Below are 11,750 nucleotides of genomic sequence, written 5' to 3' on the forward strand. Positions count from 1 at the left end.
AACGATGATCCTACGTGCCACTGACAACGGGGGCGGCGGGTATCGTGCCGTCCCGTCACCACAGGGCACAGCGAGCACGAACGACCCGTGCGTGACGGAGCGACAGCAGGCAACGAGGGGGCCCTCCAGGTGAGTTCGACCACAACGACCGGTTTCTGCCGAGTGACGGTCGTCGCTCCCGACAGCCGGATCGACGTCGCCCTCCCCGACGACGTCGCCGTCGCCGACCTCCTCCCCGAGGTCCTGCGGCTGAGCGGCCATGCCCCCCAGGGCACCACCCCGCCCGGCTACCACCTGGTGGGCACCGACGGCGCCGCGCTGGAACCGGCGCGCTCGCTGGCCGCCCAGCGCGTGCTCGACGGCGCGCTCCTGCGCCTGCGCCCGTTCACCGAGTCGCTGCCGCCCGCCGTGTACGACGACGTCGCCGACGCCGTCGCCTCGGCCGTCGCCCGCGACCGCACCCTGTGGAGCGAGCGGCTGCTGCGCGCCTCGGGCCTCTTCGGCGGCGCGCTGCTCCTGGTGCTGCTGGGCTTCGTCCTCTGGTTCGCCGACCCGGTCCGGCACGACATGCACGGCCTGCCCGGCATCATCGCGGCCGCCGTCGGCGTCCTGCTGACCGCGCTGGCGGGCGTGCGCGCCCGGGTCTACGACGACCGGGCCTCCGCCGTCGCGATGGGCCTGTCCGCCCTGCCGCACCTGATGATCGCGGGCTCCGGGCTGCTCTCCCTGCCGGCCGGCGAGGGCGTGGGCCGGCTGCAGTTCCTCCTCGGGTGCGTCACCGTCCTCGTCGCCTCGGTCGCCCTGGCCGCCGTCGTGCCGAGCGGGGACGCCCCCTTCGTCGCCGCGGTCTTCGCCTCGGCCGTCGGCACGGTCGCCACGTTCGTCGCGATCCTCACCGGGGCGAGCCCCACCGACACCGCGGCCGTCTGCGCCGTCGTCGCGATCGGCGCCGTCGCCTTCCTGCCCGGCCTGTCGGCCCGCGTCGCCCGGCTGCCCATCGGCTACGCCGCCCCCCGTTCGGCCGCGGCGGACGACCTCGACCGGGAGCCGGGCGCCCCGGCCGGCGAGCCGGTGGACGCGGACCGCATAGCGGCCCAGGCCCGGCGCGGCCACGAGATGCTGCTCGGCCTGGTCGGCGGCAGCTCGGCGGTCGTGGCCGGCACGGCCGCCGTGCTCGGCTTCTCCCACGACATGTGGGCCCAGCTGCTGGCCCTGGCCACCGGCATCGCGATGCTGCTGCGCGCCCGCCTCTTCCGCTACACCGCCCAGGTGGCGGCGGTCCTCGGGGCCGGTCTGGCGGCGCTGGGCCTGCTCGTGCTGGGGCTGTCCCTCAACCCGCCGATGGGTGCCCTGCAGGCGATGCTGGAGGGCGACCGCGGCCCGCTCGACGTCCACACCGTCTGGCTCGCCGCGGCCGTCGCCGCCGGGGCCGCCCTGATCGTCGGCGTCGCGCTGATCGTCCCGAAGAAGGGACTGTCCCCGTTCTGGGGCCGCCTCTCCGACCTCGCCGAGAGCGCCTTCCTGCTCGCCCTGGTGCCGCTGTGCCTGGCGGTCCTGGACGTGTACTCCGCGGCCCGGAGCATGACCAGTGGGTGAGGGCTCCGCCGCGCGGCTGGTACTCTGTGTGACGGCCGTATGTGTACGCGCCTCCGGACCGCCGTTCACGGCATCTGGGGACAGCGCCCAGCGGACCCCGCCTCCCGAGTAACGGAAGCCCCCCTGAGACACAGACCAGGGGCACTCGGTGGCCGAAACGAGACTCAGAAGGAGTATCGCGTGTCGCTCGACGCCGCTACGAAGAAGCAGATCATGTCCGAGTTCGCCACCAAGGAGGGCGACACCGGCTCCCCCGAGGTCCAGGTCGCGCTGCTGACCCGCCGCATCTCGGACCTGACCGAGCACCTCAAGGCCCACAAGCACGACCACCACTCCCGCCGTGGTCTGCTGCTGCTGGTCGGCCAGCGTCGCCGTCTGCTGCAGTACCTGGCCAAGAAGGACATCACGCGCTTCCGCGCCCTGGTCGAGCGCCTCGGCATCCGCCGCGGTGCCGCGGGCGCCAAGTAAGACGCGGTGAAGGGAGCGGTTCCCACCTTTGGGGAGCCGCTCCCTTTGCGTATCTCGTGGGACGCGGAAGCTTTGTAGTCTGGTCCCACAACGGCACAACGCACGGCATAACGACAGAATCATGAACGAGGAGGAGCGCCAGCCTCTCCGCCGGTCCTCGGTAGTGGCCCCCGGAACGGGGAATTCCGGGTGCTTCGATCGAAGACCGGCCCGCACAGAGCACAGGGCGCCCTCCGCCAGCGTCCCTCCGTCACACGGGCGGGGAGGACGAAGACGAGGAGAAAACGCTAGTGGAGAACGAGACCCACTACGCCGAGGCCGTCATCGACAACGGCACCTTCGGCACCCGCACCATTCGCTTCGAGACGGGCCGCCTGGCCAAGCAGGCCGCCGGCTCCGCCGTCGCGTACCTGGACGACGACACCATGGTGCTGTCGGCCACCAGCGCCTCCAAGACGCCCAAGGACCAGCTGGACTTCTTCCCGCTGACCGTCGACGTCGAGGAGCGGATGTACGCCGCCGGGAAGATCCCCGGTTCCTTCTTCCGCCGTGAGGGCCGGCCCTCCGAGGACGCGATCCTCACCTGCCGCCTGATCGACCGCCCGCTGCGCCCGTCCTTCAAGAAGGGCCTGCGCAACGAGATCCAGGTCGTCGCCACGATCATGGCCCTCAACCCCGACCACCTGTACGACGTCGTGGCGATCAACGCCGCGTCCGCGTCCACGCAGCTGGCCGGCCTGCCCTTCTCCGGCCCGATCGGCGGCGTCCGCGTCGCGCTGATCAGCGGCCAGTGGGTGGCCTTCCCGACGCACACCGAGCTCGAGGACGCCGTCTTCGACATGGTCGTCGCGGGCCGCGCCCTGGAGGACGGCGACGTCGCGATCATGATGGTCGAGGCCGAGGCCACCGAGAAGACCATCAAGCTGGTCGAGGGCGGCGCCGAGGCGCCGACCGAGGAGGTCGTCGCCGCCGGTCTGGAGGCCGCGAAGCCCTTCATCAAGGTCCTCTGCAAGGCCCAGGCCGACCTCGCCGCGAAGGCCGCCAAGCCGACCGGCGAGTTCCCGGTCTTCCTGGACTACCAGGACGACGTCCTGGAGGCGCTCAGCGCCGCCGTCCGCCCCGAGCTCGCCCAGGCGCTGACCATCGCCGGCAAGCAGGAGCGCGAGGCCGAGCTGGACCGCGTCAAGGGCCTCGCCGCCGAGAAGCTCCTCCCGGAGTTCGAGGGCCGCGAGAAGGAGATCTCCGCCGCGTACCGTTCGCTGACCAAGTCCCTGGTCCGCGAGCGCGTCATCAAGGAGAAGAAGCGCATCGACGGCCGCGGTGTCACCGACATCCGCACGCTGGCCGCCGAGGTCGAGGCCATCCCGCGGGTGCACGGCTCCGCGCTGTTCGAGCGTGGCGAGACCCAGATCCTGGGCGTCACCACCCTGAACATGCTCCGCATGGAGCAGCAGCTGGACACCCTCTCCCCGGTGACCCGCAAGCGCTACATGCACAACTACAACTTCCCGCCGTACTCCGTCGGTGAGACCGGCCGCGTCGGTTCGCCGAAGCGCCGCGAGATCGGCCACGGCGCCCTGGCCGAGCGGGCCATCATGCCCGTGCTGCCGACGCGCGAGGAGTTCCCCTACGCGATCCGCCAGGTCTCCGAGGCGCTGGGCTCCAATGGCTCGACCTCCATGGGCTCGGTCTGCGCCTCCACCATGTCGCTGCTGAACGCCGGTGTGCCTCTGAAGGCCCCGGTCGCCGGCATCGCCATGGGCCTGATCTCCCAGGAGATCAACGGCGAGACGCACTACGTCGCCCTCACCGACATCCTCGGTGCGGAGGACGCCTTCGGCGACATGGACTTCAAGGTCGCCGGCACCAAGGAGTTCGTGACCGCCCTCCAGCTGGACACCAAGCTGGACGGCATCCCGGCCTCTGTCCTGGCCGCGGCCCTCAAGCAGGCCCGCGACGCCCGCCTGCACATCCTCGACGTGATGATGGAGGCCATCGACACGCCGGACGAGATGTCCCCCAACGCCCCGCGGATCATCACCGTGAAGATCCCGGTGGACAAGATCGGTGAGGTCATCGGCCCCAAGGGCAAGATGATCAACCAGATCCAGGAGGACACCGGCGCCGAGATCACCATCGAGGACGACGGCACCATCTACATCGGTGCCGCCGACGGCCCGGCCGCCGAGGCCGCCCGCGCCACGATCAACTCGATCGCCAACCCGACCATGCCGGAGGTCGGCGAGCGCTACCTGGGTACGGTCGTCAAGACCACCACCTTCGGCGCGTTCGTCTCGCTCATGCCGGGCAAGGACGGTCTGCTGCACATCTCGCAGATCCGCAAGCTGGCCGGCGGCAAGCGCGTCGAGAACGTCGAGGACGTCCTCGGCGTCGGCGCCAAGGTCCAGGTCGAGATCGCCGAGATCGACCAGCGCGGCAAGCTCTCCCTGATCCCCGTGATCGAGGGCGAGGACGAGAACGCCACCGACGGCAAGGACGAGTCCGCCAAGTGACGTCCCGTAGCGCACGGAAGACGGCCCGCACCTCCTCGGAGGGGCGGGCCGTCGCCCGTACCCAAACGCTTCTCCAGGGTGAGAACGGCATCGGCACGGTCCGCCGGACCACCCTCCCCGGCGGTCTGCGGATCGTCACCGAGACCCTGCCGTCGGTGCGCTCCGCCACCTTCGGCATCTGGGCCAACGTGGGGTCCCGCGACGAGACCCCGGCCCTCAACGGCGCCACGCACTACCTGGAGCACCTGCTCTTCAAGGGCACCCGCAAGCGCAGCGCGCTCGACATCTCGTCCGCGATCGACGCGGTCGGCGGCGAGATGAACGCCTTCACGGCCAAGGAGTACACGTGCTACTACGCGCGAGTGCTCGACACCGATCTGCCGCTGGCCATCGACGTCGTCTGCGACATGCTCACCGGCTCGCTGATCGACCCGGCGGACGTGGACGCCGAGCGCGGGGTGATCCTCGAAGAGATCGCCATGACCGAGGACGACCCCGGCGACTGCGTGCACGACCTGTTCGCGCACACCATGCTGGGCGACACCCCGCTCGGCCGCCCGGTCCTCGGCACCGTCGACACGATCAACGCGCTCGGCCGCGACCAGGTCGCCCGCTTCTACAAGAAGCACTACGACCCGACGCGCCTGGTCGTGGCCGCCGCGGGCAACGTGGACCACGCCAAGGTCGTCCGCCAGGTGCGCGCCGCCTTCGAGAAGGCCGGCGCGCTGGGCCGCACGGACGCCGTGCCCGTCGCCCCGCGCTCCGGCGCCAGGACGATCCGCACGGCCGGCCGGGTCGAGCTGCTGGGCCGCAAGACCGAGCAGGCGCACGTCGTCCTCGGCATGCCCGGCCTGGCCCGCACCGACGAGCGGCGCTGGGCGCTCGGGGTGCTCAACACGGCGCTCGGCGGCGGCATGAGCTCGCGGCTCTTCCAGGAGGTCCGCGAGAAGCGCGGACTGGCGTACTCGGTGTACTCGTACACCTCCGGGTTCGCCGACTGCGGCCTGTTCGGCGTCTACGCCGGCTGCCGCCCGAACCAGGTGCACGACGTGCTGCGGATCTGCCGCGACCAGCTCGACCTGGTGGCCTCCGAGGGCCTGTCCGACGATGAGATCGGCCGCGCCGTCGGCCAGCTCGCCGGCTCCACCGTCCTCGGCCTGGAGGACACCGGAGCGCTGATGAACCGCATCGGCAAGAGCGAGCTGTGCTGGGGCGAGCAGATGTCGGTCGACGACATGCTGGCCCGCATCTCGGCGGTCACCCCGGACGAGGTCCGCGCGGTGGCCCGCGATGTACTGGGGCAGCGTCCTTCGCTGTCCGTCATCGGACCGCTGAAGGACAAGCAGGCCGCGCGCCTGGACGAGGCCGTTTCCTAACCCACTGCAACCACTGCCTGAGTTCGTATCGAGGAAGCAGGAACGATGAGCAAGCTGCGCGTGGCGGTCATCGGCGCCCGGGGCCGCATCGGCTCCGAGGCCGTCCGGGCCGTCGAGGCCGCGGACGACATGGAGTTGGTGGCGGCGCTGGGCCGGGGCGACAGCCTGGAGGCCCTCACCGAGGCCGGCGCCCAGGTCGCGGTCGAGCTGACCCACCCCGACTCCGTGATGGAGAACCTGGAGTTCTGCGTCCGCAACGGCATCCACGGCGTCGTCGGGACCACCGGCTGGACCGAGGACCGGCTCGCGCTGCTGCGCTCCTGGCTGGCCGGATCCCCGTCGACCGGCGTGCTCATCGCGCCGAACTTCTCGATCGGCGCGGTGCTGACCATGGCCTTCGCCCAGCAGGCGGCCCGGTTCTTCGAATCGGTAGAGGTCGTCGAGCTGCACCACACCAAGAAGGCCGACGCCCCCTCGGGCACCGCCACCCGCACCGCGCAGCTGATCGCGGCGGCCCGGGACGCGGCCGGGCTGGAGCGTCAGCAGGACCCGACCACGCACGGCCTGCCGGGCGCCCGCGGCGCCGACGTCGACGGGGTGCCCGTGCACGCCGTCCGGCTGCGCGGGCTCCTGGCCCACCAGGAGGTGCTGTTCGGCGACGCAGGCGAGACGCTGACCATCCGGCACGACTCGCTGCACCACAGCTGCTTCATGCCGGGCATCCTGCTGGGCGCCCGTCGTGTGACGCAGACCCCGGGGCTGACCTTCGGCCTCGAGCACTTCCTGGATCTGGGCTGACACGATGCGTGCGAAGGTCGTCTATTTCGCGCTGGCCGCCGTCCTGGTCGTCTACTTCGTCCTGGTCGGCAGCCGCGGCGTGATGCTCATCGAGCAGGGCACCGCGATCACCGTCGCCTTCGGTGTCGCGGTGCTGGTCCTGCCGTTCATCGGGGCCTGGTTCCTGTACCAGACCACCAAGTTCGCCCGGGACGCCAACCGGCTGGCCCGGGAGCTGGAGGCCGAGGGCGGACTGCCCGTCGACGACCTCGCGCGGACGCCGAGCGGCCGGATCGACCGTGACGCGGCGGACGAGGTCTTCGCCCGCCGCCGGGCCGAGACCGAGGCCGCCCCGGGCGACTGGCGGGCCTGGTTCCGGCTCGCGGTCGCCTACCACGACGCACGGGACACCCCGCGGGCCCGCAAGGCCATGCAGCGGGCGATCGCGCTGCACGACGGGAAGCCGGTGCGCGCGTAGGACGCACAAGGGCCCGGCCACCTCGCGGTGGCCGGGCCCTTTTTCGGCCGGTCGGCTCAGCGGTTGGACGCCTGCGAACTCTGCGCGTGCTGAGGGCTCTGCGCGCTCGTGTCCATCGCGGGCAGCCCGAACAGCAGCGCCCCGACCAGCCCCGCGGTGACCGTCAGCCCCATGAGCACCCGCCCGGCTATCTGCGAGCGGCTGGCACGGCTCCTGGGCGGCGGCGTGACATTGCTGCGATAGCGCTCGGACTCGGCGACGAAGGCGAACGGTACGGGCTCTCGCCGGCGGAACATGAAGCTCTCCTAGGAACCTCGAAGTGGGCTGTCACACATAAGGACGCGCGAACGGCCGCTCTGGTGCCCGAATTCGGCGACTTCTGTGAAAAATCTCTACCGCGGTCGCCCCTGGGGCGCGGTGCGCGCCGTGAGCGGGGCCGTTGTCAGTGGTGGCCCTTAGGCTGGGCGCGCCCGAGCAAATGCGACTGGAAGGACCCGCGGTGACCGAGAGCACCACCGAGGACACCAAGCCCACATTCCGCAGCGACGTCACCGTCGAGCTGGTCAAGCACAGCGCCGCCGACAGCGACGTCCTGTGGGCGGCCCGTGTCTCCACGGCCGGTGAGCAGTCCCTCGAAGAGATCACCAAGGATCCGGAGCGGTCCAAGGGTCTGATCAACTACCTGATGCGGGACCGTCACGGCAGCCCCTTCGAGCACAACTCGATGACCTTCTTCATCAACGCGCCGATCTTCGTCTTCCGCGAGTTCATGCGCCACCGCGTGGGCTGGTCGTACAACGAGGAGTCGGGCCGCTACCGGGAGCTCCAGCCGGTCTTCTACGTCCCGGGCAAGGACCGCAAGCTGGTCCAGGAGGGCCGCCCCGGCAAGTACGTCTTCGTCGAGGGCACCGACGAGCAGCACGAGCTGACCAGCCGCGCCATGGAGAAGTCCTACCTGGACGCCTACGCGGCGTACCAGGAGATGCTGGAGGCCGGCGTCGCCCGCGAGGTGGCCCGCTCCGTCCTCCCGGTCGGCCTCTTCTCGTCGATGTACGCCACGTGCAACGCCCGCTCGCTGATGCACTTCCTCAACCTGCGCACCCAGCACGAGCTGTCCACCGTCCCCTCCTTCCCGCAGCGGGAGATCGAGATGGTGGGTGAGCTGATGGAGGCGGAGTGGGCCAAGCTCATGCCGCTGACCTACGCCGCCTTCAACAAGAACGGCCGCGTCGCTCCGTAGTGCGACACCCGCCCTGACATGGGCGAATGAATGATCCAGATTGCCCGTATTGCGGCATTTCGGCCTCTTCATTTAGGCTGAACAAACGGGCCCGGCACTGTTTGAACCCCCGAGCAGGCAGTGCCGGGATCCCTTTCGCACTCCCCGAGGGAGTACCTCACGGTGAGCAACGAGTAGCGTGGCCCCCATGGCTCCGATCTCCACACCGCAGACGCCCTTCGGACGTGTCCTGACCGCGATGGTCACCCCGTTCACCTCCGACGGCGCCCTCGACCTCGACGGCGCGCAGCGGCTCGCCGCTCACCTGGTCGACGCCGGCAACGACGGCCTCGTCGTCAACGGCACCACCGGCGAGTCGCCCACCACCACCGATGCGGAGAAGTCCCAGCTCGTACGGGCGGTCGTGGAGGCCGTCGGAGACCGTGCCCACGTCGTGGCCGGAGCCGGTACCAACGACACATGGCACAGCGTGGAGCTCGCCCGTGCCGCGGAGGCCGCCGGAGCCCACGGCCTGCTCGCCGTGACGCCCTACTACAACAAGCCCCCGCAGGAGGGCCTGTACCGCCACTTCACCGCGATCGCCGACGCCACCGGCCTCCCGGTGATGCTCTACGACATCCCGGGCCGCAGCGGCACCGCGATCGAGACGGAGACGATCGTCCGGCTCGCCGAGCACCCGCGCATCGTCGCCAACAAGGACGCCAAGGGCGACCTCGGCAGCGCCAGCTGGGCCCTCACCCGCAGCGGTCTCGCCTGGTACTCGGGCGACGACATGCTCAACCTGCCGCTCCTGTCCGTGGGTGCCGTCGGCTTCGTCTCCGTGGTCGGCCACCTCGTCGCCCCGGAGCTGCGGGCGCTGCTGGAGGCCCACCTCTCGGGCGACGTCGCCAAGGCGACCGCCGTCCACCAGCGGCTGCTCCCGGTCTACACCGGGATGTTCCGCGCCCAGGGCGTGATCACCACCAAGCGGGCCCTCGCGCTCCAGGGGCTGCCCGCCGGTCCGCTGCGGCTGCCGCTCGTCGAGCTCGGCCCCGAGCAGACCGAGCGGCTCAAGCGCGATCTCTCCGCCGGCGGGGTACAGCTCTAGCAGGGGCAGGCCCGTCCGCGTCCGTCGCGAGACGACCGCACACAGACTCAGGCTTCACAACTGAACACCGGTAACCCGGACAGTGATGTCCACAACTCCATACCGAAACAACTGCAAGTGCACAAATGTCACGCGCGCCATGTGTCCCAGAGACATGTGGCGTGTGTGGTGAGGAGAGTCTTTTGAGTCACCCGCACCCTGAACTAGGTCCCCCGCCGAAGCTCCCCAAGGGCGGCCTGCGCGTCACCCCGCTCGGCGGCCTCGGCGAGATCGGCCGCAACATGACGGTCTTCGAGTACGACGGCCGTCTGCTGATCGTCGACTGCGGAGTGCTCTTCCCCGAGGAGGAGCAGCCCGGAGTTGATCTGATCCTGCCGGACTTCACGTCCGTCAGGGACCGTCTCGACGACATCGAAGGCATCGTGCTCACGCACGGCCACGAGGACCACATCGGCGGTGTCCCGTACCTGCTGCGCGAGCGGCCGGACATCCCGCTGATCGGCTCCAAGCTGACCCTCGCCCTGATCGAGGCGAAGCTCCAGGAGCACCGCATCCGCCCGTACACCCTCGAGGTCGTGGAGGGCCACCGCGAGCGCATCGGCCCCTTCGACTGCGAGTTCGTGGCGGTCAACCACTCCATCCCGGACGCCCTTGCCGTCGCCATCCGCACTCCGGCCGGCATGGCCGTGCACACCGGCGACTTCAAGATGGACCAGCTCCCGCTGGACCGCCGCCTCACCGACCTGCCCGCCTTCGCGCGGCTCGGCGAGGAGGGCATCGACCTGCTGCTGGTGGACTCCACCAACGCCGAGGTCCCCGGCTTCGTCCCGCCGGAGCGCGACATCTCCAACGTGCTGCGGACGGTCTTCGCCGGCGCCCAGAAGCGCATCATCGTGGCCAGCTTCGCCAGCCACGTCCACCGCATCCAGCAGATCCTGGACGCGGCCCACGAGTACGGCCGCCGTGTCGCCTTCGTTGGCCGCTCCATGGTCCGCAACATGGGCATCGCCCGTGACCTGGGCTACCTGCGGGTGCCGGCCGGTCTCGTCGTCGACGTCAAGGCGCTCGACGACCTGCCGGACGAGGAGGTCGTGCTCGTCTGCACGGGCTCCCAGGGCGAGCCGATGGCGGCGCTGTCCCGGATGGCCAACCGCGACCACCAGATCCGGATCGTCGCCGGCGACACCGTGATCCTGGCCTCGTCCCTCATCCCGGGCAACGAGAACGCGGTCTACCGCGTGATCAACGGCCTGACCCGGTGGGGTGCCAACGTCGTTCACAAGGGCAACGCGCGAGTCCACGTCTCGGGCCACGCCTCCGCGGGCGAGCTGCTGTACTTCTACAACATCTGCAAGCCGAAGAACCTCATGCCGGTGCACGGCGAATGGCGCCACCTGCGGGCCAACGCCGAGCTCGGTGCGCTCACCGGCATCCCCAAGGACCACATCGTCATCGCCGAGGACGGCGTGGTGGTCGACCTGGTGGACGGCCGCGCGCGGATCGTCGGCAAGGTCCAGGCCGGTTACGTCTACGTGGACGGCCTGTCCGTCGGCGACGTCACCGAGTCCTCGCTCAAGGACCGGCGCATCCTCGGCGAGGAAGGCATCATCTCGGTCTACGTGGTCGTGGACAGCACGACCGGCAAGGTCGTGAGCGGCCCGCAGATCCAGGCCCGCGGCTCCGGCATCGACGACGCGTCGTTCGCCGCGGTCGTGCCCAAGATCGAGGAGGCCATCGCCAAGGCAGCCGCCGACGGCGTCGCCGAGCCCCACCAGCTCCAGCAGCTGGTCCGGCGCGCGGTGGGCCGCTGGGTCTCCGACCAGTACCGCCGCCGTCCGATGATCCTGCCGGTGGTCATCGAGGTCTGACGGAGCGTCAGTCGTACGGGCGGTCGCCCCGGAGCCGATTTGCATCCGGGCGCGGCCGTCCAGTACGTTTACGGCTCCACCGCGACGGGAACCCTGAAGCGCTTCGGCGCGAGGGCGCTCCTGATCGGCGGATGGAAATCCCGACCGAATCGGAACCGAATGGGATCTGATAAAGTCGGAATCGCCGGAAAGCGAAAGCGAGAAGGCGAACCCCGCTCCGACAGGGGGCCGGAAACGAGAAATCGGGTCTGGTAAGGTTGGAAACACCGAAGGGAAGCGCCCGGAGGAAAGCCGAGAGTGAGTCTCGGTGAGTACGAAGGAAGCGTCCGTTCCTTGAGAACTCAACA

At 70.2% G+C, this 11,750-nt stretch carries 10 protein-coding genes; 9 read left to right on the forward strand and 1 reads right to left on the reverse strand.

Translation table 11 applies throughout. The features are described 5' to 3' along the window. Nucleotides 1-129: 129 nt before the first annotated feature. From eccD to I5Q34_RS07245, 6 genes are all read left to right on the forward strand, one after another. Entirely contained in the window at nucleotides 130-1,596 is a 1,467-nt protein-coding gene (eccD, locus tag I5Q34_RS07220) for a type VII secretion integral membrane protein EccD (protein ID WP_199891302.1), read from the forward strand. A gap of 180 nt (nucleotides 1,597-1,776) precedes the next feature. Further along, entirely contained in the window at nucleotides 1,777-2,064 is a 288-nt protein-coding gene (rpsO, locus tag I5Q34_RS07225; RefSeq protein ID WP_199891303.1) for a 30S ribosomal protein S15, read from the forward strand. Between the two features lie 290 nt (nucleotides 2,065-2,354). Next, the gene (locus I5Q34_RS07230) at nucleotides 2,355-4,577 is read left to right on the forward strand and encodes a polyribonucleotide nucleotidyltransferase (RefSeq protein ID WP_199891304.1); all 2,223 of its coding nucleotides are present in this window, start codon (nucleotides 2,355-2,357) and stop codon (nucleotides 4,575-4,577) included. After that, entirely contained in the window at nucleotides 4,574-5,953 is a 1,380-nt protein-coding gene (locus tag I5Q34_RS07235; RefSeq protein WP_199891305.1) for a pitrilysin family protein, read from the forward strand. The genes I5Q34_RS07230 and I5Q34_RS07235 overlap by 4 nt, the downstream gene beginning before the upstream one ends. A gap of 45 nt (nucleotides 5,954-5,998) precedes the next feature. Next, nucleotides 5,999-6,751, forward strand: a complete 753-nt coding sequence (gene dapB / locus I5Q34_RS07240; RefSeq protein ID WP_199891306.1) for a 4-hydroxy-tetrahydrodipicolinate reductase — start codon at nucleotides 5,999-6,001, stop codon at nucleotides 6,749-6,751. A 4-nt stretch (nucleotides 6,752-6,755) separates the two neighbouring features. Next, nucleotides 6,756-7,208: a hypothetical protein gene (locus tag I5Q34_RS07245; RefSeq protein ID WP_199891307.1), complete on the forward strand. Its 453-nt coding sequence runs from the start codon at nucleotides 6,756-6,758 to the stop codon at nucleotides 7,206-7,208. Between the two features lie 56 nt (nucleotides 7,209-7,264). Here the strand turns inward: I5Q34_RS07245 and I5Q34_RS07250 are convergent, their stop codons facing one another. After that, nucleotides 7,265-7,504: a hypothetical protein gene (locus I5Q34_RS07250; protein WP_199891308.1), complete on the reverse strand. Its 240-nt coding sequence runs from the start codon at nucleotides 7,502-7,504 to the stop codon at nucleotides 7,265-7,267. 182 nt (nucleotides 7,505-7,686) lie between these two features. On the opposite strand from I5Q34_RS07250, the gene thyX reads away from it, so the two are divergent. From thyX to I5Q34_RS07265, 3 genes are all read left to right on the forward strand, one after another. After that, entirely contained in the window at nucleotides 7,687-8,448 is a 762-nt protein-coding gene (thyX, locus tag I5Q34_RS07255; protein ID WP_234428465.1) for an FAD-dependent thymidylate synthase, read from the forward strand. Nucleotides 8,449-8,635: 187 nt separating this feature from the next. Further along, entirely contained in the window at nucleotides 8,636-9,535 is a 900-nt protein-coding gene (gene dapA, locus I5Q34_RS07260) for a 4-hydroxy-tetrahydrodipicolinate synthase (protein ID WP_199891310.1), read from the forward strand. 182 nt (nucleotides 9,536-9,717) lie between these two features. After that, nucleotides 9,718-11,403 carry a ribonuclease J gene (locus tag I5Q34_RS07265; RefSeq protein WP_199891311.1) on the forward strand — a complete coding sequence of 562 codons (1,686 nt, stop codon included), beginning with the start codon at nucleotides 9,718-9,720 and terminating at the stop codon, nucleotides 11,401-11,403. Nucleotides 11,404-11,750: the final 347 nt, after the last annotated feature.

Source organism: Streptomyces sp. AV19 (assembly GCF_015999245.1).
Classification (GTDB): domain Bacteria; phylum Actinomycetota; class Actinomycetes; order Streptomycetales; family Streptomycetaceae; genus Streptomyces.

Bases quoted from the DNA above. Each gene is read 5' to 3' on its own strand.
- thyX (WP_234428465.1), top strand. From the start codon at position 7,687: ATGCGACTGGAAGGACCCGCGGTGACCGAGAGCACCACCGAGGACACC.
- dapB (WP_199891306.1), top strand. From the start codon at position 5,999: ATGAGCAAGCTGCGCGTGGCGGTCATCGGCGCCCGGGGCCGCATCGGC.
- I5Q34_RS07245 (WP_199891307.1), top strand. From the start codon at position 6,756: ATGCGTGCGAAGGTCGTCTATTTCGCGCTGGCCGCCGTCCTGGTCGTC.
- I5Q34_RS07250 (WP_199891308.1), bottom strand. From the start codon at position 7,504: ATGTTCCGCCGGCGAGAGCCCGTACCGTTCGCCTTCGTCGCCGAGTCC.
- dapA (WP_199891310.1), top strand. From the start codon at position 8,636: ATGGCTCCGATCTCCACACCGCAGACGCCCTTCGGACGTGTCCTGACC.